Source organism: Longibaculum muris (genome assembly GCF_004343035.1).
GTDB lineage: Bacteria > Bacillota_I > Bacilli_A > Erysipelotrichales > Coprobacillaceae > Longibaculum > Longibaculum muris.
Window position 1 is genome coordinate 56,720 of sequence record NZ_SMCQ01000013.1, and the last position, 25,605, is coordinate 82,324.

The window sequence follows — 25,605 nt, forward strand, 5'->3', positions numbered from 1 at the left end:
TATGCGTTTAAGAAATAATCCTAAAGCAAATGAAATTTTAGAAAATCACAAAGATATTGTTGTTTTTAATCCAAATGAAAATAAAGGAAAGTGGCATGATGTTTTTGGTAATGATCATCCTATTTATATTGAGATAGGTATGGGTAAAGGTGATTTTATTATTGAAAATGCTAAGACATATCCAGATATTAATTTTATTGGTATTGAGAAGTTTCCTAGTGTCATGGTAGGAGCTTTAAAAAAGATTGATGAGGAAGAACCTTTAGCTAATTTAAGATTAATGAAAGTCGATGCGATTGAATTAAATGATATTTTTTTAGAAAATGAAGTTAGTCGAATTTATCTTAATTTTAGTGATCCTTGGCCTAAGAAAAAACATGCCAAACGTCGCTTGACTTCTGAAACGTTTTTACCGATTTATCAAAATATCTTAAAGCGTGATGGTGAATTGATTTTAAAAACTGATAATCGAACTTTATTTGAATATTCTTTAATATCATTTCAACAGTTTGGTTTACAGTTTGAAGATGTGTGCTTAGATTTACATCATAGTGATGGTTATGAAGATAACATTCAAACTGAATATGAGCGTAAATTTTCACCATTTGGACCGATATATCGTATTGTAACAAAATTTAAAGGAGATGAGTCATAATGGATAGTTTAACAAAGATTAGTACTCTAGAAGCTTATGAAGAAGCAAAGAAAGGACATGCAATGATGGTGTTTTCAACAACTTGGTGTCCAGATTGTCATTTTTTAAAAACATTTATTGATGATCTTGTCAAAGATAATGCTGAATGGACTTTTTATTACATTGATCGTGATGAGATGATTGATTTATGTATTGATTTAGAAATTATGGGTATTCCTTCTTTTATTGCCTATAAAGATGGTAAAGAAGTTGCTCGTTTAGTTAATAAATTAAGAAAAACACAAGCTGATGTACAAGCTTTTATTGATTCTATAGAATAGGGGAGAAAAAATGAACTTACATGCTTTTTATAATCAAGAACATATTGGTGATGTGTTATTAATTCGTTTAACACATATTAGAAAAGTTACACATTTTCTTCGAGAAGATGATTTATGTATTTTATATCATCAAGATAAAGTTATTGGATATAATTTATTTCATGCATCTTCTTATATTTCTCATTTATCAGAAGGTAAAGTAAAGATAACACCTACTTTTGTTGATGAGTTAAATGCAGTTTTAACAAAATATCAACAAGATACAGTTACAAGTGATTATGATGATCATTTTAGAGTTGGAAAAGTTGTCGAGATGAAAGAACATCCTGATTCTGATCATATGCATATTTGCCAAGTTGATACAGGGGATGAAATTTTACAAATTGTTTGTGGAGCACCTAACGTTGCATTAAATCAATTAGTTGTTGTTGCTAAAAATGATGCAGTTATGCCTTCAGGTCTTGTGATTCGTCCATCAAAGTTAAGAGGAATTGAATCAAATGGAATGTTATGCTCAGCACGTGAACTTGCATTACCAAATGCACCACAAGTACGTGGAATTTTAATCTTAGATGAAGCTGATTATCAAGTCGGTGATTCGTTTTTTAAATAAGGAGGGGAAGAAATATGTTTAAAAAGTTTTTTGGACACGATGATGAAGAAGATGAAGTTTTTGAATCTGTTGATCCTGTCTTAGAACAAAGAAGAAAAGAAAAATTTAGCACTCCTTTGATTTATAATGACGAAGAAGAAACAGAAGAAGTAGAAAAAAAGGAAGAAAAGAAACCAGAGCCTAAAAAAACAGTGACTTTAGATACAACTTATCATATGAGTGAGATTATTTCACCAATGACAGGTTTAAAAGAAACAAAAAAACCAGAGGTTAAAGTCAATAAACCAAAAGTTAAAAAAATAAAAAAAGAAACTGATGAACTGATTCCAATTATTAGTCCATTTTATGGACCTGCTACAAATTTAGAAGAAGAAAAAGTTGAAAAGAAGCCAGAAGTAAAAAAAGAAAAGGCTGTTCATGAAGATGAACCAAGTGTAGAAAACAATTTGAGAAATATTGCTCATATTGTTGAAGAAGAACAAGATCAATTGAAAATTATTGAAGAACGTACAGGTGAATTTAAATTAGATTTTAAAAATAAAGATGAAGATTCATTTATTGATGAAATTGATGATTCAATGAGTTTAGATGAGTTAATGAGTCTTTATGAAAAGAAATTTAAAGATTAATGAAGGGAATAGGTGTTGATATCATTGATCTTGAACGATTGGATATTGAGAACGTTCATTTTGTTAAAAGAGTATTAAGCGATAAAGAATATCAACTCTTTTTGCAAATGAATTCTTCTAAACGTCGTTTAGAATTTTTAGGTGGTCGTTTTGCTGGGAAAGAAGCATATTTAAAAGCAAATCATAAAGGATTAGGTGGAATTGATTTTCATGATATTGAGATTTTAAATCATGATGATGGGAGTCCTTATCTTAATGATGAAAATGCATGTATATCTATTTCACATGAGAATAAATATGCGATTGCCTTTGTTGTGATTGAAAAGTAATAGGAAACTATTGCTTTTTTTAATATAAATGAAATTTTTTTCTCTTTTTCTGATTATTATTAAATCGAAATTTTAAAATTTGTCGTTAAAATTATAGTTTTTTGATAATCAAAAATGTAAAAAATATAGAAATGTTTTACAAAATTAATGAAAAAATGCTGTTTGTTATAAAATATGAGAAAATTGGGTTTTTGTCGCTTTTTGTTTATACTATTAACAAGGAGGAAATATAAAAATGTTTAATGAAATTATTTTAATAGGGAAATTAGCAGGGAGACCGGTAGTAAAAGAAACCCAAAACGGTGTTAAGTTATCAACAATTGTTGTTGATGTAGAAAGACCATATCGTAATAATTTAGGTATTAAAGACCATGATTATATTCGATGTGTTTTATGGAAAGGGATTGCTCAAGAGGTAGCAGATTGTTGTGATATTGGAAGTTTTATTGGTTTAAAAGGACGCTTACAATCTAGAACATATGAAACTTCTGATCAACAAACATCAACTGTTATGGAAGTAAAGATCGAACATGTTGAATTTTTGGATAAATATTTGATAAAAAGTAGTAGCTAATACTACTTTTTTGTTTCTTTTTGGTTGAGAATTGTGTAAAATAGATGAGTATAGAGAAAGGAGTTCGATTATGAAAATAGATCAATCACATATAAGAAATTTTTCTATCATTGCACATATCGATCATGGAAAATCAACGCTTGCTGATAGAATTTTACAATTAACAGGTGCTGTTGCTGAGCGTGAAATGAAAGAACAACTCCTTGATAGTATGGATTTAGAAAGAGAACGTGGTATTACCATCAAATTAAATGCAGTACAATTAACATATACCGCTAAAAATGGTGAAACATATTTATTACATTTAATTGACACACCAGGTCACGTCGATTTTACTTATGAAGTTTCTCGTTCATTGGCTGCATGCGAAGGTGCAGTTTTGGTAGTCGATGCCGCACAAGGTGTTGAAGCCCAGACTTTAGCAAATGTTTTTTTAGCCTTGGATAATGATTTAGAAATTTTACCAGTCATTAATAAAATTGATTTGCCAAGTGCTGATCCTCAACGCGTGATACATGAAGTTGAGGAAATTATTGGCTTGCCAGCAGATGATGCTCCACTTATTTCAGCAAAAACAGGATTAAATGTTATAGATGTTTTAGAGGACATTGTTCATAATGTTCCTGCTCCTAAAGGTGATATTAATCATCCAACTCAAGCTTTAATCTTTGATTCCTTCTATGATAGCTATCGCGGTGTTATTGTCTTTGTCTGTGTTAAAGAAGGAAAAATTAAAGTTGGTGATCAAATCAAGTTTATGGCGACTGATGCCATTTATGAAGTTGTTGAAGTTGGAGTTCGTACACCTAAAGAAGTGAAGAAAGATGAACTTGTAACTGGTGAAGTTGGTTGGATTGCAGCATCAATTAAATCTATTCAGGATGTTCATGTTGGGGATACAATTACAACTTTAGACAACGAATCTTCTCATCAATTACCAGGATATCGTAAATTAAATCCAATGGTTTATTGTGGACTTTATCCTGTAGATAATGCCAAATATAAGGATTTAAGAGAAGCATTAGAAAAAATGAAACTCAGTGATTCTTCTTTAATCTTTGAACCAGAAACTTCACAAGCATTAGGCTTTGGTTTTAGATGTGGATTCTTAGGATTGTTACATATGGATGTTATTGAGGAAAGATTGGAACGTGAATTTGATTTAGAATTAATTGCAACTGCTCCATCTGTTGTTTATCATTGTTATTTAACAGATGGAACAATGGAAGAAATTGATAACCCTGCTGCATTACCAGGACCACAAAAAATAGATCATATCGAAGAACCATATGTGAAAGCTTCAATTATGACACCTAATGAATTTGTAGGTCCAATTATGGAGTTATGTCAATCAAAACGTGGTGAATATCAGGATATTGAATATATTGATGATTTACGTCGTAATGTTATTTATTTGATACCATTAAGTGAGATTGTTTATGATTTCTTTGATAAACTTAAATCATGTACAAAAGGGTATGCATCTTTTGATTATGAATTAAGTGGTTATAAAGAAAGTAAATTAACAAGAATGGATATTTTGTTAAATGGTGATATTGTTGATGCTTTATCAACAATTGTTCATAAAGATTTTGCTTATAATCGTGGTCGTATTATTTGTGAAAAGCTAAAAGAAATTATTCCTAAACAAATGTTTGAAGTTCCTATTCAGGCTGCAATTCAGGGAAAAGTCATTGCCAGAACAAATATTAAGGCTATGCGTAAAAACGTTTTAGCAAAATGCTATGGTGGAGATATTTCACGTAAAAAGAAATTGTTAGAAAAACAAAAAGAAGGTAAAAAGCGTATGAAAGCAGTAGGTAGTGTTGAAATACCACAGGAAGCTTTTATGGCTATTCTATCAGTTGATGATGATTAATTTTGAGGTAGGAAATCCTACCTTTTTTACTTTATTGACATTTTGTGAAATTCAGTTTTTCTTTTGAGTTGATTTACTTTCAAAATTGTTTATAATATAATAAGTTGTGGAGGTGCATGGAATGAGTTTTTTTAGAAAAAGCCCAATCAGATTTGATGGGACAAAAGAAATTGAAACAAAAGTAAAAAATCAAACTGATAATGTTATCTCTAGAAGATTTAAAATATTAATGGTTGGTGTTGGAGCGATTGGAGTCTTGTTGTTAGTGAGATTATTTATGACTCAAATTAGTGAAAAAGATTATTATGATACTAAATTAATTCAATACAATACAAGTATTTTTACTGCTGATACTTTTAGAGGAAATATCTATGATCGTAATTATAACCGTTTGGTTTATAATAAAAATATTAATTGTGCAACATATTATGCTGTTAAAAATATTAAAGAAGAAGAAATTAATGTTATTGTTAATTTTTTAATAAAAAATGTTCGTGTTGATATTGAAGATGTCACTGAACGTGATAAAAAAGATTTTTTAATTTTAAAAGATTCTGATTTTGTAAAAGGATTATTAAGCAAAGAAGAATTAAAGCAAGATGACAGTACAGTATATAAATTACAATTAAGTCGTATTACTGAAGATATGTTAAAACAAAAATTAACGGATCATGATATCCAGTATTATATGTTATTCTCAAAGATTCGAAATTGTACGAGTGGATCGGTTGTTTTACTAGAGGGTCTTTCAATCAAGGAAGCAAGTTTGATAGGAGAAAATTCTAACTTGTTAAGAGGAATCAAAGTGACAAATGATTGGTCCAGAGAGTATACATATGATGAGATATTCCGTTCTGTTTTAGGACGTGTCACAACTAAAAAGCAAGGGTTACCTGCTAATATGAAGGATTTGTTATTGGCTAAAGACTATAATAATGATTCACGTGTTGGAGTTAGTGGGTTAGAAGCTCAATATGAAAGTATTTTAGCGGGAACATCAGCGAAATATTCAATGTCTTATGATAATGAAGGTAATCCTATTATTAAATCGGTATCAAGTGGATCTAAAGGTGATAACATTCGTTTATCTATTGATTGGGAGTTACAAGAAATGTTAAGTAAGGACGTTGAGGACTTTTTAAAGAGTCGAACAGGTGGACCTTATAATAACCATTTATTCTTAACCCTTATTAATCCTAATAATGGTGAAATTATTGCAATGGTAGGGAAACAACGTGATCCAAAAACAGGTAAAATTACAGATTTTGCTTCTGGAAACTATTTATCTGCATATGCTGTTGGATCAACTTTTAAAGGAGCTACTATTTACACTGGATTTAAAGAAGGTGTTTTAACAAAGGGACAAACTTTTGCTGATACTTCTGATGGTATTAAAATCAAAGGAACACCAGCTAAAAAGTCATGGGATAAGAGAGGTTTGGGTGTCTTAAATGAAGTTCAAGCTTTAGCTAAATCCTCAAACGTTTATATGTTTTATGTGGCAATTCGTTTAGGAAAAGGAAATTATGTACCAAATCAACCTTTGGATATTGATGAAAAAGCTTTTGATGTTTTGCGTAAAGATGCTGGAGAACTTGGACTTGGTGTAAAAACAGGTTTGGATGTTCCAACTGAAGCATTGGGATATCGTGGACCGGTGACAAGTCGTATGGCTGGTAATTTGCTTGACTTTGCTATTGGTCAATATGATACTTATACACCTATTCAAATGGCCCAATATGTTTCAACAATTGCAAATGGAGGGAAACGTATTCAACCACATTTCTTTGTTGAATCATTTGAAGAAAATGATGAAGGTCAAAAAATATCTTTATTACAACATCAAATTCAAATTTTGGATGATGTTTCAAGTTATTCTTTAGGTCTTGAACGTGTACAAACTGGATTTAGAGAAGGTTGTGTGACTGGTCTAGCTAGAAACATGGATGGCTATTATAAGGCTGCAGGAAAGACTGGGACAGCTCAGGTACCAATAAAGGGAGTAGAGTATCAAAACCGTGCATTCGTTGGCTATGCGCCTTATGATGACCCACAAATTGCTGTTGCTTGTATGTCTGAAACACAAACTGAGAATTCAACAAGTGGATGTAGTGCTATCCCAAAGAAGGCTTTAACAAAATACTTTGATAAATATGGAATAAAAAATAAATAAAACTGTAGCAATTTGGTTGACTTTATGCTATTATAGTATGGCGAAGTCATAATGGAGGTGTAAAAATGAGAGAAAACATCATTTTGAAGTGTACAGAATGTGGTGAAGAAAACTACATTAATACTAAAAATAAAAGAAATCATCCAGAAAGAATGGAAGTTAAAAAATACTGTCCAAGATGTAACAAAAAAACTACTCATAAAGAAAAGAAATAAGCCTAAGGGCTTTTTTTCTTTAGAAAGGAATTTTAATTATGATAAAGAAATTAATATTAGGTTCTATGCAAACAAACTGTTATATTGTTTATAATGAACAAAAAGAATGTCTGGTTATTGATCCAGGAGCAAATGGACAAAAAGTTTTGAAATATCTTCGTGATAATGAATTAAATCTTCAAGCTATTTTATTGACACATGGACATTTTGATCATATAGGTGCAGTCGATTATTTGTATGAAAGATTACAGTGTCCAATATATACTCATCAAGAAACGTTTCCTTTGTTAAAAGATCAACGTTTAAATTTATCAATCTATGAAGAACCTTTTATTGTAAAAGCTCCTATATTAGCAGCTATGGATGAAATGAAAATTGCTGATTTTGATATAGAATGGCTTTTATTGGAAGGACATTGTCAAGGAAGTAGTATGATTTATATAAAAAATGAGAATGCACTATTTAGTGGTGATGTGTTGTTTGCTGGATCAGTTGGAAGATTTGATTTTCCAACATCATCTCATCTTCAAACAAAAGAATCTATGGAAAAAATCAAAGCATTAGCATTTGATGCGAGGCTGCTACCTGGACATGGGGAAGAAAGTACATTAAGCTTTGAACAACAAAATAACCCTTACTTAAGATCGTATTAAAAAAATATGATCTTTTTTTCATGAAAAAAAAGAAAAATGAGAATTTTTTGCGTATATATATAGTAGGAGGGTAATTATGGATGAACTATTTGATAAGATGTTATATCGGGCATTAAAGGCCAAAGCAACAGATATTCACCTTGTATTAAAAGAAAGATTGAAAATACGATTTCGAGTTTTTGGTAGTTTAAAGAAGTACGATGAACTAGATGAGGAGATTGGAGGAAAATTAATGAATTATATTAAATATCGTGCTTTAATCAATACAAATTATCGATTACTTCCTCAAACAGGTGATTTTTCAATCACAATACAAGAAAAAGAATATTACTTAAGAGTTTCGTATTTACCATCATTGGAATTTGAAAGTATTGTCATAAGAATTTTAAACAATCACGAAATTCAATCCATTGATGAATTAACATATCAAGAAGATATTAAAGCTTATTTACATTGGCTTACGCATCAACAAAGTGGCTTGTTTTTGATAAGTGGAGCAACTGGTTCAGGGAAATCAACAACACTCTATACAGTCTTAAAAGAAATTCTTTTACATGAAAATAAGAATGCGATTAGTATTGAAGATCCTATTGAAATTCATTTAGATGAATGTTTACAGATTGAGTTAAATGAAAAACTCGGAATTACATATCATGATACGTTAAAACAAATTTTACGACACGATCCTGATGTCATTATGATTGGAGAAGTTAGAGATGAGTTAACTGCTAAAATTGCTATTACTTGTGCTTTAACTGGACATTTAGTCTTAACGACAATTCATGCCAGTAGTGCTTTGTTGTCATTAAAAAGACTTATGAATTTAGGTGTTCATCAAATTGATATTTGTGATGTTGTCATTGGTGCAATGTCACAAAGAATGAAGTATGATTCACAAAAAGAACAAGTGATTGTTTTATCAGAATTAATGAAGAAAGGGGAGATTAAAGATTATTTTGAAAAGCAAAAGATTTCATATTTGACTTTTGATAAGGCAGCTAAGCAATTAATAAAACAAGGTTTTGATCAAAATTTATTTATAGGAGACATGGCTAATGAATAAAGAGTATCTCTTTTTAAAAAATCTTTATACTTTATTAAATGCTGGTTATACATTTGAAGAAGCCCTTATGATTTGTCAACGTATTTTTTATTTACCAATGATTGATGATATGTTAGAGGAATTGAAAAAAGGTGAAGCAATTGATAATGTTTTAATGAGTCATTCACTGCCAACTTTATTTAAAGAATATTTTTATTTCTTTAAAAACAAGAATTGTTTATCTGAAGCGATTGAAAAAACATTACATATTTGTATGATGCGCCAAGATTACCAGAATCAATTAAAGTCTAAATTGACATATCCACTTATTTTAATGACATTTTTATTTCTCTTTTCTATTTTTGTTGTGGTTATCCTCCTACCTAATGTGAATCAACTTTTTGACTCTTTTCAGATTCAAAAAAGTTTTATGATTCAAGTAATGTTTACATTCTTTTATCTTATGCCATTTTTTATTATGATAGCTGTTTTTTTGATATCCTTTTTATTAATTCGTCTTTATTATGCGCTTAAAAAGAAATCATATTTGATTATTGAATGGTATTTACATCTTCCGGTCTTTAAAGTTTGTTTACAAAAGTATTTTTCTTTAAAATTTGCAATTTATTATCATGAATTATTACAAGAAGAAATTGATTCAGCAACAATTATTCAATTGTTAAATGATCAGATGACTGAGAGTGATTTAAAGATTGTTTTATATGAAATGTATAATCGATTACATGAAGGTGAAGCTTTAGAAGATATACTGAATGATTTTGAATATTTTGATCCTTTGTTTTTGAGTTTTTTTCAAATGTATATTAAAAATCCAATTCAAAAACAATCTATTTCACATTATATTGAGTTAACTTATCAACAAATAGATGTATGGATATCACAATTTCTAAAGTATTTGGTTCCATCTATATATGGATTTGTTGCGATTTTTGTTATTACAATTTATGTATCTATTATTATTCCAATGATGAATGTCATTTCTGACATCTAGAAAGAAGGTAAAAAAATGAATAAATCTGGTTTTACTTTAATTGAGATGATCTTCTGTATTTCAGTTATTTTGGTGATTTTGCTATTGGTTATTCCAAATGTGACATCGAAGAACACGGTTGTTAAAAATAAAGGATGTGAAGCCCAAATAGAGGTTGTCAATTCACAGATATTGCTTTATGAAATAGAGAATGGTGAACTTCCTACGAGTATTTCTGATTTAACAAGTGGGTCACATCCTTACCTAACAGAAAAACAAGGAATTTGTCCTAATGGAAAAAGTATTTCAATAAGTGATGGACAAGCATATGCTGACTAATAAAGGATTCACGCTAATAGAAACACTTTTTGTTTTGATGATTATTTGTATACTTTCTTCTTTATCGATGAATTTACATATGCCACGTAAAAGTGAGGAAGTCAGCTTAGCAGAAATTGAAAGTTTTATACGTGAGGCTCAATTTATTGCCATGAATCAAAAAGTAACCATTACTTTGCAATTTTCTTCCCATCAGATAACTTATCATGGATCAGATCATGAAGGGTCTTATCAATTGCCTGAAAACTCATATTTTGAAACACATACATTAACTTTCAATGAAATGGGGCATATCAAAGGGGCAAAGACATTGACATATCATGCTCCATCAAAGAATTATCATTTTGTTTTTCAAATTGGAAGCGGGGCTTTTTATGTTCAATAAACGTGGCTCAACATTAATTGAAAGTCTTTTTGCTTTTGAAATTTTTATAACAGTTTTAGTTTTATTCGTTTCATTAATGACAAGTGTTTTTTCTCAAGAAAAACGCATTTTAGAAAATTATCAATATATTTTACAAAAGGAAGGTGAGTTAACATACGAACACGATTTTACCGAAATCATCAATCAGGTTTTACATTAATTGAAGTTCTTTTATCTTTAAGTATCACTTTAATCATCACAACGAGTTTATTTGGAATGTATCGGCTTATATCCCATAGTTCAAAGATATCACCATTTCCTGAAGATATTTATCGCGCTGTTAAGCAAGTGAGTCAATACGTGATAGGAACAAGTTATATAGAAATTGGTGATGACTATCAGTATGTTAATTATGCTGGTGAAACGATGATATTACAGCTTGATCATCATCGTTTAGTAAAAACACCAGGGTTTGAAATTCTTTTAACGGACATAGATGATCTACAATTTGGAATAATTAATGATTTGGTTTATGTAACAATAACCAGAGATAAAAATGATTATCGTTTTTTATTGACTTATGCTAAAGAAAAAGAAGAAATAAAGGAGGAAAATGAAGAAGTTATTGAATAATCAAGGTTCAGCTTTACAAATCGTTCTGGTTACGTTTTTAATAATGATTTTTTCCCTTACAACTTGCTTGTTTTTGATCCATCAGAAAGTCACTCATTATCAACATATTGATTTAATGATGAAACAGAAAAACCTAGAGATTTTATTAGTGAAATACTATGTGGAAGAAATGCAGGAAGGGGTATTGATGAGTGATGATTATGAGGATGATGATTATTTGATAGAAAGTTATGTAGATGATATGGGTTCTTTTTATGAAATTACCACACATGTTGAATCTTTAAAAATGAATTATGAATTTATTGTTGATATTAATACAACAACCTTTGAAGTTTCTCAATTTGAATATAAGAAGGAGGGATAGAATGATTTTTTTAATCATGGGAATTGTCTTTGTATGTTTTTTAATGAGTTTATATCGTCAACATGGACAAATTAATGAATCTCAGAAAAAAACAATTAATTGTATGATTGCGATTTTATTAACATTAGATATTGTATTTGTTCTATTTTGTTGATTTGGTTAGGAATAGACATATTTTTGTTTTACATATAGAAAAAAATTTGTTATAATGCAAAAGAAACTGACAAAGGAGAGATAAGATTTATGGCAATTAATATTAAAGAATTAAAACCTGGTAATGCATATACTGAAGGAAATGATTTATTCTTATGTATTTCTAATGAACAAAACAAGCAAGGAAGATTATCTGGAAAATATATGGTAAAAAGAAAAAACATGAGAACAAATTCAATTACTGAAGTTTCTTATAATCCGACTGCTAAAATTGATCCAGCAATGATTGAAAAAAGCAAAATGCAATATTTATATGATGCTGGTGGATCTTTAGTTTTCATGGATAATGAAACTTATGAACAAATTGAAATCCCAAGTGATCGTTTAAAATGGGAAATAAACTTCTTAAAACCTTCTGATGAAGTTGAAATCACAAGTTTCTCAGGTGAAGTTTTAGGTGTTCAATTAGCAACAAATGTTGCCTTTAAAATCATTGAAACTGAACCAGCTGTAAAAGGTGATACAGCTACTGGAGCTACAAAAAATGCGATTATTGAAACAGGATTCCAAATTAAAGTTCCTTTGTTCATTAATGAAGGTGAAATTGTCATCGTTAATACAGAAGATGGTAAGTATCAAGGAAGAGCGTAAGCTCTTTTTTTCATATTTTAAATAACTGAGGCATATAGTGTACAAAAAGGAGAATGGATATGAATAAACAAGCTTTTACTTTTTTGACACTTTTTAGTCTCATCCTCGTTTTATCGATTTATTATATTATGTTGCCGCCTAATCAAAATGAGAAAACCGTAACACAAACGCAAACAACAATTGAACAGTTACAAGAACAGCTGAATCAAAAAAGAGAAGATATTATTGAAAAAAACAATGAAATCATCGCCAAAGAGTCAAGTACATCTGATTCGATCAATAAAGCTTTAGCTACTATTAGTGAAACAAAGAATATTGGTGAAAAAGAAAAAAGTATTGTTGCTAAGGTTAAAGAATTGGGATATCAAGATGCTTATGTAGAAATTGAAAATCAAACAATCAAGATAACAGTTTTGAAAAAAGATGCGAAAGCTAGTGATGCATCAAAAGTCATTAAGGAAGTTTTAAAACTCGTTGGTGATGATTATCAAGTTGAAGTAAAATTTATTAATGAATAATCTTGTAATTTTATGACTTTTTATATACAATAGAAGTAGGGAAAAGAGGTAATAATATGGCACATAATGAATATTATACATTTGATCAAGGAACTGTGAACGGAAAAATATTGATGAATGTTCAAGTCTTTGATGAAATTACAAAAAGAACTGTAAATGAAATGAAAAACGTTTCTTTAGATACATCAAAAGGAATTCAGATTCCTGGAACAAAGGCAGTTGTATCTTGTTCAATTAAGGAAAATGAAGTTTATATTTGTATTCATGTACGTATTAAATATGGTGTGAATGTATCTCAAATGACAAAAGAAATTCAAGAAAAAATTGCAACTGCAATTAAACAGATGACAGGTGTATCTGTTAAACATATTGATATTGAAGTTGACGATATTGATTTTGAATAGGCTAAGTAAGAATCTCTATTCTTACTTTTCTTTTGTTTATTTTTTGTAGTATTTATGGTAAAATAGGTTTAATTTAAAGAGTGTGGAGGCAAAATAAGGTTTATGGAAAAAACACGTAGACAAATAGCGAGAGAAACTGCAACAATTGGTATTTATCAGAATTTATTGGTGGAATCTTCGCTTGAAGATATTTATCATTTTTTAAGTGAAAATGAAACCCTAACAAAGAGTCAGGAATCAATGGAATTTGCAAAATGGTTAGTTGAGAAAACTGTTCAAAATAGAAAATCTTATCAGGATTTAATTGAAAAGCATTTGAAAAAAGGATGGACTTTTACAAGATTAAGTGTCATGGAAAGAGCTATTCTTTTAATTGCAACATGTGAATTATTAGAATCAGAATTACCAAAAACAATCGTTATTAATGAAGCAGTTATTAATGCGAAAAAATTCTGTGATGATGATTCTTATAAGTTTATTAATGGTGTTTTAAGTCAAGTTATCTAATGGAAAGACAATATATTAGTGTACTTGCTTTAAATAAGTATATTAAAGCAAAGATGGGACAAGATGCTGCTTTAGCAAACGTCTATATCAAAGGTGAAATTTCTAATTATAGACCACATCCCAGTGGTCATCTTTATTTCACACTGAAAGATGAACATTCACGTATAAGTGCAATTATGTTTGCTTCTCAAGCAAAAAAATTAAAATTTGATATTGAAAATGGACAACAGGTTTTGATTCGTGCTAGTGTTTCAGTTTATGAAGCATCGGGTCAATATCAGCTATATGTACAATCGATTGAACCTGATGGAATTGGACAATTATATATTCAATTTGTTGCATTAAAGGATAAATTAGCAAAAGAAGGATTATTTGATGAATGTCATAAAAAAGATATTCCATCTTTTCCTAGAAGCATTGCTGTCTTATCAGCCAAACAAGGGGCAGCAGTTCAAGATGTTGTCAGAACAATTCATTTGAGATTTCCTTTTACAAAAGTGATTGTTTTTCCAATTCCTGTTCAAGGAAAAGAAGCTTATATAAAGATTATAGAAACCTTGAAAAAAGTAGATACCCTTCATTTTGATACCATTATTTTAGCTCGAGGTGGTGGTTCAATTGAAGATTTATGGAATTTTAATGAGGAAGCGTTAGTTCGCTGTGTGTTTGAATGCACAACCCCAATTATTACTGGTATTGGACATGAAACAGATTTTACAATCTGTGACTTTGTAAGTGATTATCGTGGTGCTACTCCAACGGCAGCGGCGGTTAAAGCAACTCCAGATCAATTAGAAATGAAATCTCACTGTGCAGCTTTACAACAACAGTTAATTTATAAAATGAAACATTATTTAGCATTACAAGAACAAACACTTCAACGACTTAAAAAATCTTATTATTTATCTAATCCTGAAGTGTTATATTCACATGAAATATTAAGATTAACCAATCTTCAAGATCAATTATCTTATCAATTTAAAATGTTTGATATGTCTATGTATCAACAGCTTAAAAGCTATCAAGATGAACTTATTCAAAAAATGAATTTTCATCTTCAAAATAAAAATTATCATTTAAAAAAGATAATTGCTCAACTAGATGCTTTAAGCCCTTTAAAAGTGATGCATAGAGGCTATTCATTAGTCAAAAAGAATAACCAAGTCATTCAATCTATTCATGATTTACATCAGGGTGAAATTGTTGATATTCAAATGGTCGATGGGATAAAAAAAGCAGAAATAAAGTAGGTGACATTATGGAAGATATGACATATGAAAAAGCAATAACTCGTTTAGAGAAAATTGTAGCAAAATTAGAAAGTAATGAAATTCCTTTAGAAGATAGTTTAGCTCTTTTCCAGGAAGGAATTGAATTGTCTCAATATTGTGATAACAAATTAAAAAACATTCAAGAAAAAGTTGCACAAATTTATGAAAATGGTCAACTTAAAGATTTTCAAAGTGAGGAATAACTATGGATCAATTAAAAGAGGAAATCAATCAACAACTATTAAAATTACTTTCTTCAGTTAAAGAAGGAAAAGTCAAAGAAGCGATGACCTATTCATTGTTAGCACCAGGAAAAAGACTGAGACCACTTTTGTTTATTTATGTGCTTAAGGCTTATCAAATGGATTATCATGCATATTTAGATATTGCATGTGCAATTGAAATGATTCATACATATTCATTGATTCATGATGATTTACCTGGTATGGATAATGATGATTTAAGACGTGGGAGACCAACTTGTCATAAACAATTTGATGAAGCCACTGCTATTTTGGCAGGAGATGCTTTATTGAATTTAAGTGTTAATACAATTTTAAATATGTCAATAGATAATGATTTAAAAGTAGCTATTATGACACGTTTATATGAAGCAAGTGGTGTTAATGGCATGATTTATGGTCAACAACAAGATTTAGCTTTTGAAAATCAAAATGCATCTTTACAACAATTACAAGATATCCATCATCATAAAACTGGTGAGTTGATTGCTGTTAGTATGCAACTTGCTGCTTTGATTGCGAAAAAAGACGATTATCAGTATTGGACACAAATTGGATTTGATTTAGGTTTAGCATTTCAAATTCAGGATGATATTTTAGATGTTGTTGGTGAGGAAGAAAAACTAGGGAAGAAAGTAGGAAGTGATTTGGATAATCATAAATCAACTTATGTGACACTTCTTGGAATTGAGGAATCGCAAAAAAAAGTTGAAGAACTATTTCAAAACTGTTATGAAAATGTTTATTCAATGCGAATTAACCATGGTTTAATTTTACAAATATTAACTGTTATTTTGAAAAGGGTGAATTAAATGAATCTTGAAAAGATTAAAAATCCTGATTTTTTAAAACAATTAAATGTTGATGAAATGGAAGCATTGGCAGCGGATATAAGGGAATTTATTATTCAAAACGTATCACATACAGGTGGCCATTTTTCAAGTAATTTAGGGGTTGTGGAGTTGACTATTGCTTTGCATTATGTCTTTAATTCACCAATTGATAAGATTATTTTTGATGTTGGTCATCAATCTTATGTTCATAAAATTTTAACCGGCAGAGTAAATGATTTTGCAACGTTGCGTCAATTTAATGGTTTAAGTGGTTTTCAAAAACGTAATGAAAGTGAACATGATGCCTGGGAAGCCGGACATTCTTCTACCGCTTTATCTGGTGGAATTGGGATGGCTGTTGCTCGTGATTTGAATCATGAAACAAATGAAATCATTTGTGTAGTTGGTGATGCCGCAATTATGAGTGGGGAATCATTTGAAGCTTTAAATTATCTAGGCTCTATTGATTCTAAAGTTATTGTTATTTTAAATGATAATGATATGTCAATTTCTAAAAATGTCGGTGGATTGAGTAATTTCTTTTCAGAAATACGTATATCTACTCAGTATAAAAATGCTAAGAATAACTATATTAGTTTTTTAAATAAGTCAAAGACTGGTCGAAAAATTTATCATATGACAAAAAAGATTAAAGATCATATTAAAGAAAATGTGATTGATGATAATATTTTTGGTGAATTTGGTTTAGATTACATAGGACCTGTCAATGGCCATGATTTTCATGATTTAATCAATGCATTGATTCTTGCAAGAGAAATGGATCATAGTGTGGTTGTTCATGTTCATACAAAAAAAGGAAAAGGATATGTTTTAGCAGAAAATGATCGTTATGGGGTATATCATGGTGTTCCACCATTTGATTATAAAGAAGGTATTTTAAAGTCTAAAGGAAACATAAAAAGCTGGAGTGCTATTATATCATCACAAGTTGAAAAGTTGATGGATGAAGATGAAGATATTGTTGTGATTACACCAGCAATGATTTCAGGAAGTTGTTTAGGAGATATTTTTAAAAAATATCCAAATCGTAGTTTTGATGTTGGGATAGCAGAAGAACATGCTATGACTTTTGCTGCTGGTTTATCTAATGGTGGGAAAAAGCCATATATTACAGTTTATTCATCATTTTTACAACGTGCTTATGATCAAATTAATCATGATATTGCACGTATGGATTTACCTTGTTTAATTGGAGTTGATCGTAGCGGACTTGTAGGATCTGATGGGGAAACACATCATGGTGTATTTGATATCAGTTTCTTGTCATCTATCCCACATCTTACTATCATGACGCCAAAGGATGCCTATGAAGCAAAAGCAATGGTTAATACTGCCATGAAACAATTTGATCATCCATACATTCTAAGATTTCCTAAAGGAAGTGTTGAAGATTGTCAAGTTGATACGTCAGAAACATTACAAATCGGAACTTGGGAGAAAATTATTGATAATCCAGATTATCATTTAACAATTGTCACATATGATGCAAAAGTCTATAAAGTTAAAGCAATGATTGAAAACAACCAGTTACCTGTTAACTTAATTAATGCACGATTTATAAAACCACTTGATTTTGCAATGTTAGATGAATTGTATGAAAATCATCAATCTTTAATTATTTATGAAACTGATTTAATGACTGGTTCATTAGGATCACTTATTTGTCAATATTATGCTTTAAAACATCGTTATATGTCAATTGATTGCATGGGTATTGATGATCATTATACACCTCAAGGTGATATTGAAACTCTGTTAAAACATGAACATATAGCAATAGATGATTTATTAACATTAACAAAGGAGAAATGCCGTGAAGAAAGAAAGAGTTGATGTTTTGTGTGTTGAACAAGGCTTGTTTGATTCTCGTGAAAAAGCAAAACGAGCAATTATGGCAGGAATTGTTCGTGATGATTATGATTATATTGATAAGCCTGGGACAAAAATACCTGTTGATTCACATTTGTATATTAAAGGCGAAAAATTAGCTTATGTTTCTCGTGGTGGACTAAAATTAGAAAAAGCGATTAAAGTGTTTCATTTAGATTTACATAATCTTTTCATGTTAGATATAGGATCATCAACAGGTGGGTTTACCGATTGTGGTCTCCAAAATGGAGTGAAAGAAGTTTATGCTCTAGATGTTGGAACAAATCAGTTGGTATGGAAATTGCGCAACGATGAGCGCGTTCATGTCATGGAACAAACAAATTTCAGATATGCAACTTTAGATATGTTTACTCATGGACAACCTGAATTTGCCAGTATTGATGTTTCTTTTATTTCACTAAAACATATCTTTAAACCTCTCAAAGATATTTTGAAAAAAGATGGTTATGTTGTTGCACTTATCAAACCTCAGTTTGAAGCAGGAAAAGATGATGTTGGAAAACATGGGATTGTGAGTGATCCTTTGATTCATCAGAGAGTTATCAAGGAAGTTATCAGTTATGCACATGATGCAGGATTTTCTTTACAAGGTTTAGATTATTCACCAATCACTGGTGGTGTTGGGAATATTGAATTTTTAGGATGTTTTAAAAATCAAGTTGATTGTGATATTGATGTTGATATTGTAGATATTGTCAATCAAGCTCATATTCATTTTAAAGGATAGGTGATAAGGATGCTTAAGAGTCTATATATTTCTTCATTTGTGATTATAGATAAAATGCGGGTTGATTTCGATGATGGGATGAGTGTTTTAACTGGTGAAACAGGAGCTGGAAAATCAATAATTATTGATGCCTTAAATCAACTTTGTGGAAATCGTTCTAAAGCTAGCCTCATTAGGAAAAATGCGCCTAAAGCGGTTATTGAAGGGATTTTTGAAGTAAATATGTCACCGGCTTTGGAAGCATTATGTGAAGAATTACATATTGAAGCTGATGAGCAATTCGTTATTACAAAAGAAATATTACAATCTGGAAAAAGTAATGTTAAAATTAATTATCAAAGTTCATCAAATAATGCTTTAAAACTTTTAACACCTTATTTTCTTGATATTCATTCTCAATTTGAAACTCAAAAATTATTTGAAGAAAAAAATCATATTTTACTTTTAGATGAATTTGCTAAAAAAGATTTAGAAAATATATTAGTAGATTACCAAAATATTTTTTTAGAATATGTTCATATGAATGAACAGTTAGAAAATGCAATAGAAGAAGATATGAGTGATGAACAACTAGATTTTTTAACAGCTCAATTGAATGAAATTGATGAATTAACATATACTGATGATGAAGTAGATGAAATGGAAGAAGAATTAAAAAAGCTTCAAAATTTTGAAAAAATTAATGAAAGTATACAAACATTTTCACAGTATATGAATCATTCTCAAGGTGTATTACCACAATTCAAAGATGCCTTATCTGCATTTCAAACATTAAGTTCATATGAAGAATTTCAAGATTCTTATGATCAGCTTTACAATCATTATTATAACTTAATGGATGAATATGAGAATATTATGGAAATCTATCATGATTTTCAATTTGATGAATATAGATTCAATGAACTACAAGAAACTTTATACAAGATTAATCGTTTGAAACGTAAATATGGATTTACGATGGAACGTATTCAAGAATATCGCCAAGAATTAAGTGAAAAAATAGATACGATTAATCATCGTGATGAATATATCGCTTCATTACAAGAACAAATCAGCCACTTAAAAAAAGACGCTACTTTAAAAGCAGAAACGATTTCTCAGATTCGCTTTCAATATGCCAAACAATTTGAAAAAGATATTCAAAAAGAATTAAAAGAAATGTATTTAGATAAAGCTGTTTTTAAAGTTCAATTTGAAAAAACAAAATTAACAAAATTAGGGATTGATAAAATAAAATTTATGGTTTCTATAAATAGTGGTCAAGATTTAAGTTTATTAAATGAAAGTGCCAGTGGTGGAGAAATTTCACGAATTATGTTGGCAATTAAAATTGTTATTTTACAATATGGATTGGTTGAAACTATTGTTTTTGATGAAGTTGATACAGGAGTCAGTGGTAAAGTAGCAACAAGTATTGGTGAAAAAATGCGTCGTTTAGCACAAAATATGCAAGTCATTTGTATTACACACTTACCACAAGTTGCATGTCTTGCTCATCATCAATATAGTATTGAAAAGAATAGTCAGGATACTCAAACAATTGCTTCAATTCATCGTTTAGATCAAGAAGAACGTGTTTTAGAAATTGCGAAAATGCTATCGGGAGAAAGCATTACACAAGAAGCTATTGAAAACGCTAAAAAATTATTAAATGTATAATCACAAGCATATATGCCAAACTAAAATGTAATCAAAAATGGTTACAAGGAGGTGTATATGCTTTGCTTTATAAAAAGTTAAGTATTACACTCATGGTTGTCGTTTGCTTGCTTTTTCCAAGTCAAGTTTTTGCAGCTGAAGTTATTTTAGGTGGACAATCGATTGGGATAGAGCTTGATTATGATGGTGTCATGATTAGCGGAACATATGAGATTTCTATTGACAATAAAAAATATAATCCGGCTAATGATGGTTACTTATCAGGTGATTTAATTGTTGCTGTTAATGGAGAACATGTTGATTCGATATCACTTTTAATGGATCGCGTTGAAAAAGAAATTGAAGATAAACAGACGATTACATTGACAATCAAACGTCATCAAAAAGAAGTCAAAAAAGAATTGAAATTCCAAGAAAATAACGGACAGTTTACTACCGGGCTCTATGTGCAAGATGGTTTAACAGGAATTGGAACAATGACTTACTATAATCCTCAAACACGCCATTTTGGAGCTTTAGGACATCTTATGTGCGATGTTTCACTCTCAAGTGATGTTATTATTAAAGAGGGTAGTATCTATAATTCCTATGTAAAAAAAGTTCACCCTTCACAAAATGGAACTCCTGGTGAAAAAGTTGCAGATATTGGTTCAATTCAAATTGGAACTATTTTTGATAACAACAATTATGGTATCTATGGTGATTATCAAGACTTACCAAGTGATAAAAAAGTTATTTCAACAGCTTCAATAGATGAAGTTGAAAAAGGTGAAGCTTATTTTTTAACGGTACTTGATGGTCATACCTTAATGAAATGTCCAATAAAAATTACTAAGCTCAAAAAACAAAATGAACCGTCTATTAAAGGAATTACTTTCGAAATTACAGATAAGAAAATTCTTTCTTTAACAAATGGTATTATTCAAGGAATGAGTGGTTCACCTATTATACAAAATGGAAAATTAGTAGGTTGTGTTACTCATGTTGATGTCAACAATGTTCATCAAGGTTATGGTTTATATATTGATTGGATGCTCGAAAACGACAAATAGGGAAGGAATCATCACTGATTCCTTTTTCTAATTTCAACATAACTAGACATTTCATAAGAAATATTGTCGAAAAAGGCAGTGAAAAAAATGACGAATCCTTATATCTTTTCTTTTGAGACTATTATTTTTCATTTTAGACTAGGAATCTTATTTTGACACATATATAATAAATTTGCTGATGAGAATAAATCGAAAGGGGAAATTGGAAAAATGAAAACTTTTATTGCTATAGATCAACAAGAATTATTGGAAAATGTAAAAATGAATTTAGAAAAAACAAACCGTTTTGAAATTATTGGAACTGCAAATAATGGAACAGATTGTTTGAATTTCTTAAATCAAAGATCTTGTGATTTATTAGTTATTGATTTAATGCTTTCTGAAATTGATGGTTTAGGAGTTCTCAATAGATTAAAAGAAATGAATAAAAAAAGTTATGGTAAAGTGATTTGTATAACACAATTTACTAATCAAATGGTTTGTGATATGTTAGAAAACTTAGCTGTTGATTATTGCTTCAAATATCCATTTGATATGCAACATTTTGTGCAATCGGCACTTTACATTACAACAAGTGATCAACAAAAACATGATCAATTGTTAAATAAAGATGAATCAGAAAAATACAAAAAAGTAAAAATCGAAAATGAAATTACTGAAATATTACATGAAGTTGGAATTCCAGCTCATATAAAAGGATATATGTATTTAAGAACTGCCATTTTAACAACTTATTACAATATTGAAATATTAGGACAAGTTACAAAAGTTCTTTATCCAGATATTGCAAGAATGTATAATACGACTTCTTCACGTGTGGAAAGAGCGATTAGACATGCTATTGAAGTTGCTTGGAATCGTGGAAATACTGATGCAATTGATGATATTTTTGGATATACTGTTTCAGCTGTCAAAGCTAAACCTACAAACTCTGAATTCATTGCAATGATTGCTGATAAATTAAGATTAGCACACAAAACTGACAATGTTAAAAAAGAAAGTCTTTATAATTATAAAAATTATATGTTAAAATAGTATAAAGACAAGGTGGTGATGGTTATGCAGATTATATTTCATATTGATTTAAATGCGTTCTTTGCTAGCGCAGAAATATCTGTTAATCCATCACTGAAAGGAAAACCTGTAGTGATATGCCGTGAGTCAAGACGTAGTATAATTACAACGGCTTCTTATGAAGCAAGAGCCTATGGAATTCACTCTGCAATGCCTTTGTTTAAGGCTAAAGAACTATGCTCACATCTTATCGTTGTTCATCCACATTTTGCTTTATATAAAACACTATCCCAACAATTTTTCAATATTGTTGCTACGTTTTCTAAGAAATTAGAAGTTGCTAGTATTGATGAATGTTATGTTGATATGACCGATTATATTAAGCAGCATTCTTTCTCTCCTATAGAAATAGCAACACTCATTCAAAAGACAGTAAACGAACAATTACATCTTCAATGTTCTATCGGAATAGCGCCTAATAAATTTTTAGCCAAGATGGCTAGTGATATGAAAAAACCAATGGGGATAACAATGATAACAAATAAGAATTATAAAGATATCATTTGGCCTTTACCAATTGAAAGTATGTTTGGGATTGGCAAGAAAACCGCTCCAAAATTACATCAATTAGGTATAGAAACAATAGGTGACTTAGCCAAAAGAGAAAACTATGAAAAAACACGTTCTATTTTTGGTAAAAATGCATTACTTTTTTATCAAAAAGCTAATGGTAAGGATTTTTCAAAAATCAATTATACAAAAAATGAATTGAAATCAGTGGGTAATTCAACGACTTTTGAAAGAGACAGTAATGATGAAGAATTTATAAAATCCATGTTTCGTCAATTATCAAATGAAGTCTCATTACGTGCTCAAAAAAGACAACTTGTCTCTAATTCCATCTCTATTACTCTTAAATATACTAGAGAAAAAAGTCGAACGAAACAAATGATTCTCGATCATTACACAAATGATTTTGAAACAATCTATGCAAGTGCATTATTACTATTTGAAAATATCTACCAAGGTGAAATGTTGCGATTAGTAGGTGTGAGTTTAAATAACGTTATTCATCAAAATGAACTCAATGAACAGATTTCTTTATTTGATACAAAGCAAGAATTAACAAAAAAACAAGTTAATTCAACTGATCAAATTATTCATCAACTGAATGAAACTTTGCCTGGTATTAAGGTGATGAAAGCTTCTTCTTTAATCAAGGAAGAAACTATTCAAAAGAAATATTTGAAAAATAATGAATAAACTCAAAAAACGCTCATATGATTTATCAAAGAGGTGATACAATCATGAGTGTTTTTTTACGTCGTTTTATTAATCATAAGAAATATATTCTTATTTTGATGAGTACGGTTTTTGTTGGTGGTTTTCTTTTTGGCTTTTTTCAATATTCATTAGCGAATCAAGATATAAAAGATTTTTTTCAAAATTTATTTTATCTCAATTGTGAAGGATATCAAAATCAGTATCAGCAATATGTGATTCAAAGTGGTGTTTATATATTGATATGTACATATCTGAGTTCGAGCTATTTTGGACATGTCGGTTTATTGTTTTTATTATTTTTAAAAGGGCTACAATTATCATTTTCATTTGTCTATGTTTTTTCTCATATTCCTGTTTCTTTTGTACTAATTGTTTTATTGTGTGTAGAAATGATTTTAGAAATAGCTATATGTTTTATCTTAAATATTGTTTGTATCCATATTTCAATTTATGTTACCTTGATTACTTTTTATATTGAACAAAATTTTAATATAAAAAGCATGATGAATTATCGTTTAAACAATATTATTATAACGCTTATTCTTTTTTCTTTGTCACTCGCTTTTCGAATTTATGTGATTCCTATGTTTTAAAAAAATCCTTGAATTGAAAACAAGGATTTTTTAAGGTTAATTCATATCTATATATTCTGCATTACAGCTAGGGACTGTAATATGTGCTCCCATAGTCGATGTATAAGTATATAAGCCATTGCATTCACCATAGACAGTGACCTTATCTTTTTCTAAGAATCGACTTTGATTATCTTTATAAATGTATCCAACTAAAATAACATTTTCATAATTTCCTTTGGTTGCTATTCTCATCTGAGCACCCTTACCACCAGAAATATCATTAATTTGAATAATACGACCAGTAAATTTCATAAGTTCTCCTTTATGCTTATTTCCATTTCTAGCCAATTCATTATACCCGATAGAGTGACATTGGGATTTATATTTTTTCTTTGATAAAGTTGTACATTTAATCTTTAAGTCACATGATAATTCATTATATTTAATTTTAAATGTTGATGTTTGATCTGTTTTCAAAGCCCCTGGATTTTCAACTTTCCATCCCTTTAAATCAACTTTAGTTCCATTTTCAGACACACCAACAACTGATATTAATGAAGTATTATCAATAAATGTTCCATCATCAGTTTTCCCTTTATAAGTAGCACTTATGGAAGTGATTTTATCTTTAATTGTAATATTGACTTTATTACTATAGAATTTTTCATTTGACTTTTTATTAACTGCATAAAATTGAATATCTGTTTCGCCAGCTTTTAAAGCTTTTAAAGTATTATCATCAGAATTAAATTCTAATAATTCATCATTATATTCAAGTCCAAACTGATAATTATCAATCTTATCTTTTGGTTCAAAATCAATATTACCGCCAAAAACATCACCAACATTAACCACATCTTTTTCAACAGATACATTTAATTTGACATCATCCTTTTTTTGACAGCCAACAATCACCAGACAAACCATGATAGATACCAAAATCTTCAATAGCTTTTTCATTTTTTTATTCCTCCTTGTTCTAGTTTATGACAAATATTTTTATTGTTTCCAAAAACTTAAGCTATTCTTTT

33 protein-coding genes are annotated in these 25,605 nt (G+C 29.6%); 32 read left to right on the forward strand and 1 reads right to left on the reverse strand.

Annotated features, from left to right (window positions below; all coding sequences use genetic code 11):
• The first annotated feature begins 1 nt into the window (after position 1).
• The 32 genes from trmB (at position 2) to EDD60_RS09770 (ending at position 24,592) form a co-directional block, all read left to right on the forward strand.
• Positions 2-655: a tRNA (guanosine(46)-N7)-methyltransferase TrmB gene (gene trmB / locus EDD60_RS09620; RefSeq protein WP_066443296.1), complete on the forward strand. Its 654-nt coding sequence runs from the start codon at positions 2-4 to the stop codon at positions 653-655.
• Positions 655-975: a thioredoxin family protein gene (locus EDD60_RS09625; protein ID WP_066443294.1), complete on the forward strand. Its 321-nt coding sequence runs from the start codon at positions 655-657 to the stop codon at positions 973-975. Before trmB ends, EDD60_RS09625 begins: the two co-directional genes overlap by 1 nt.
• A 10-nt stretch (positions 976-985) precedes the next feature.
• Positions 986-1,588, forward strand: a complete 603-nt coding sequence (gene ytpR, locus EDD60_RS09630; RefSeq protein ID WP_066443292.1) for a YtpR family tRNA-binding protein — start codon at positions 986-988, stop codon at positions 1,586-1,588.
• A 14-nt stretch (positions 1,589-1,602) separates the two neighbouring features.
• Positions 1,603-2,217: a hypothetical protein gene (locus EDD60_RS09635; protein WP_066443291.1), complete on the forward strand. Its 615-nt coding sequence runs from the start codon at positions 1,603-1,605 to the stop codon at positions 2,215-2,217.
• The gene (acpS, locus tag EDD60_RS09640; protein WP_066443290.1) at positions 2,217-2,546 is read left to right on the forward strand and encodes a holo-ACP synthase; all 330 of its coding nucleotides are present in this window, start codon (positions 2,217-2,219) and stop codon (positions 2,544-2,546) included. Before EDD60_RS09635 ends, acpS begins: the two co-directional genes overlap by 1 nt.
• A gap of 235 nt (positions 2,547-2,781) precedes the next feature.
• Positions 2,782-3,120: a single-stranded DNA-binding protein gene (locus EDD60_RS09645; RefSeq protein WP_066443289.1), complete on the forward strand. Its 339-nt coding sequence runs from the start codon at positions 2,782-2,784 to the stop codon at positions 3,118-3,120.
• Between the two features lie 70 nt (positions 3,121-3,190).
• Positions 3,191-4,999 carry a translation elongation factor 4 gene (lepA, locus tag EDD60_RS09650; protein ID WP_066443287.1) on the forward strand — a complete coding sequence of 603 codons (1,809 nt, stop codon included), beginning with the start codon at positions 3,191-3,193 and terminating at the stop codon, positions 4,997-4,999.
• 121 nt (positions 5,000-5,120) lie between these two features.
• Positions 5,121-7,172 carry a peptidoglycan D,D-transpeptidase FtsI family protein gene (locus EDD60_RS09655; protein ID WP_066443286.1) on the forward strand — a complete coding sequence of 684 codons (2,052 nt, stop codon included), beginning with the start codon at positions 5,121-5,123 and terminating at the stop codon, positions 7,170-7,172.
• Between the two features lie 65 nt (positions 7,173-7,237).
• A complete protein-coding gene (gene rpmG, locus EDD60_RS09660) occupies positions 7,238-7,387 on the forward strand; it encodes a 50S ribosomal protein L33 (protein WP_066443283.1) in 150 nt (49 codons plus the stop codon).
• Positions 7,388-7,425: 38 nt separating this feature from the next.
• Entirely contained in the window at positions 7,426-8,040 is a 615-nt protein-coding gene (locus EDD60_RS09665) for an MBL fold metallo-hydrolase (protein WP_066443281.1), read from the forward strand.
• Positions 8,041-8,116: 76 nt separating this feature from the next.
• Positions 8,117-9,103 (forward strand): ATPase, T2SS/T4P/T4SS family, encoded by a 987-nt coding sequence (locus EDD60_RS09670; RefSeq protein WP_066443279.1) that lies wholly within the window; start codon positions 8,117-8,119, stop codon positions 9,101-9,103.
• Positions 9,096-10,094, forward strand: a complete 999-nt coding sequence (locus tag EDD60_RS09675) for a type II secretion system F family protein (protein WP_066443277.1) — start codon at positions 9,096-9,098, stop codon at positions 10,092-10,094. The genes EDD60_RS09670 and EDD60_RS09675 overlap by 8 nt, the downstream gene beginning before the upstream one ends.
• A gap of 15 nt (positions 10,095-10,109) precedes the next feature.
• Positions 10,110-10,412, forward strand: a complete 303-nt coding sequence (comGC, locus tag EDD60_RS09680) for a competence type IV pilus major pilin ComGC (protein ID WP_066443275.1) — start codon at positions 10,110-10,112, stop codon at positions 10,410-10,412.
• Complete coding sequence (gene comGD / locus EDD60_RS09685; RefSeq protein WP_066443273.1) at positions 10,402-10,797, forward strand: competence type IV pilus minor pilin ComGD; 396 nt, start codon at positions 10,402-10,404, stop codon at positions 10,795-10,797. Before comGC ends, comGD begins: the two co-directional genes overlap by 11 nt.
• Positions 10,787-10,996 (forward strand): type II secretion system protein, encoded by a 210-nt coding sequence (locus EDD60_RS09690; RefSeq protein WP_066443271.1) that lies wholly within the window; start codon positions 10,787-10,789, stop codon positions 10,994-10,996. The genes comGD and EDD60_RS09690 overlap by 11 nt, the downstream gene beginning before the upstream one ends.
• Before the next feature lie 56 nt (positions 10,997-11,052).
• A complete protein-coding gene (locus EDD60_RS09695; RefSeq protein WP_066443269.1) occupies positions 11,053-11,409 on the forward strand; it encodes a hypothetical protein in 357 nt (118 codons plus the stop codon).
• The gene (locus EDD60_RS09700; RefSeq protein WP_066443267.1) at positions 11,390-11,773 is read left to right on the forward strand and encodes a hypothetical protein; all 384 of its coding nucleotides are present in this window, start codon (positions 11,390-11,392) and stop codon (positions 11,771-11,773) included. The genes EDD60_RS09695 and EDD60_RS09700 overlap by 20 nt, the downstream gene beginning before the upstream one ends.
• A 1-nt stretch (position 11,774) precedes the next feature.
• Positions 11,775-11,927: a hypothetical protein gene (locus EDD60_RS16105; protein WP_165973144.1), complete on the forward strand. Its 153-nt coding sequence runs from the start codon at positions 11,775-11,777 to the stop codon at positions 11,925-11,927.
• A gap of 89 nt (positions 11,928-12,016) precedes the next feature.
• Positions 12,017-12,577, forward strand: a complete 561-nt coding sequence (gene efp / locus EDD60_RS09705) for an elongation factor P (RefSeq protein ID WP_066443265.1) — start codon at positions 12,017-12,019, stop codon at positions 12,575-12,577.
• 59 nt (positions 12,578-12,636) lie between these two features.
• A complete protein-coding gene (locus tag EDD60_RS09710; protein ID WP_066443264.1) occupies positions 12,637-13,095 on the forward strand; it encodes a SpoIIIAH-like family protein in 459 nt (152 codons plus the stop codon).
• Positions 13,096-13,151: 56 nt separating this feature from the next.
• Positions 13,152-13,499, forward strand: coding sequence for an Asp23/Gls24 family envelope stress response protein (locus EDD60_RS09715; protein ID WP_066443260.1), 348 nt, complete (start codon positions 13,152-13,154; stop codon positions 13,497-13,499).
• Positions 13,500-13,601: 102 nt separating this feature from the next.
• Entirely contained in the window at positions 13,602-14,006 is a 405-nt protein-coding gene (nusB, locus tag EDD60_RS09720) for a transcription antitermination factor NusB (protein ID WP_066443258.1), read from the forward strand.
• Positions 14,006-15,256: an exodeoxyribonuclease VII large subunit gene (gene xseA / locus EDD60_RS09725; RefSeq protein WP_066443252.1), complete on the forward strand. Its 1,251-nt coding sequence runs from the start codon at positions 14,006-14,008 to the stop codon at positions 15,254-15,256. Before nusB ends, xseA begins: the two co-directional genes overlap by 1 nt.
• A gap of 8 nt (positions 15,257-15,264) precedes the next feature.
• Positions 15,265-15,480 carry an exodeoxyribonuclease VII small subunit gene (xseB, locus tag EDD60_RS09730; protein WP_066443251.1) on the forward strand — a complete coding sequence of 72 codons (216 nt, stop codon included), beginning with the start codon at positions 15,265-15,267 and terminating at the stop codon, positions 15,478-15,480.
• 2 nt (positions 15,481-15,482) lie between these two features.
• Entirely contained in the window at positions 15,483-16,331 is an 849-nt protein-coding gene (locus tag EDD60_RS09735; RefSeq protein WP_066443249.1) for a polyprenyl synthetase family protein, read from the forward strand.
• Positions 16,332-18,206 (forward strand): 1-deoxy-D-xylulose-5-phosphate synthase, encoded by a 1,875-nt coding sequence (gene dxs / locus EDD60_RS09740; protein WP_066443247.1) that lies wholly within the window; start codon positions 16,332-16,334, stop codon positions 18,204-18,206.
• The gene (locus EDD60_RS09745; protein ID WP_066443241.1) at positions 18,187-18,990 is read left to right on the forward strand and encodes a TlyA family RNA methyltransferase; all 804 of its coding nucleotides are present in this window, start codon (positions 18,187-18,189) and stop codon (positions 18,988-18,990) included. Before dxs ends, EDD60_RS09745 begins: the two co-directional genes overlap by 20 nt.
• 9 nt (positions 18,991-18,999) lie before the next feature.
• Positions 19,000-20,649, forward strand: a complete 1,650-nt coding sequence (gene recN, locus EDD60_RS09750; protein WP_066443240.1) for a DNA repair protein RecN — start codon at positions 19,000-19,002, stop codon at positions 20,647-20,649.
• 62 nt (positions 20,650-20,711) lie between these two features.
• A complete protein-coding gene (locus EDD60_RS09755) occupies positions 20,712-21,701 on the forward strand; it encodes a SpoIVB peptidase S55 domain-containing protein (protein WP_066443239.1) in 990 nt (329 codons plus the stop codon).
• A 210-nt stretch (positions 21,702-21,911) separates the two neighbouring features.
• A complete protein-coding gene (gene spo0A, locus EDD60_RS09760; protein WP_066443237.1) occupies positions 21,912-22,736 on the forward strand; it encodes a sporulation transcription factor Spo0A in 825 nt (274 codons plus the stop codon).
• Between the two features lie 24 nt (positions 22,737-22,760).
• Positions 22,761-23,978: a DNA polymerase IV gene (locus tag EDD60_RS09765; protein ID WP_066443230.1), complete on the forward strand. Its 1,218-nt coding sequence runs from the start codon at positions 22,761-22,763 to the stop codon at positions 23,976-23,978.
• A gap of 44 nt (positions 23,979-24,022) precedes the next feature.
• Positions 24,023-24,592, forward strand: coding sequence for a hypothetical protein (locus EDD60_RS09770; protein WP_066443221.1), 570 nt, complete (start codon positions 24,023-24,025; stop codon positions 24,590-24,592).
• 36 nt (positions 24,593-24,628) lie between these two features.
• Here EDD60_RS09770 and EDD60_RS09775 read toward each other — a convergent pair whose 3' ends face one another.
• Positions 24,629-25,534 carry a hypothetical protein gene (locus tag EDD60_RS09775; protein WP_132226386.1) on the reverse strand — a complete coding sequence of 302 codons (906 nt, stop codon included), beginning with the start codon at positions 25,532-25,534 and terminating at the stop codon, positions 24,629-24,631.
• Between the last annotated feature and the right edge of the window lie 71 nt (positions 25,535-25,605).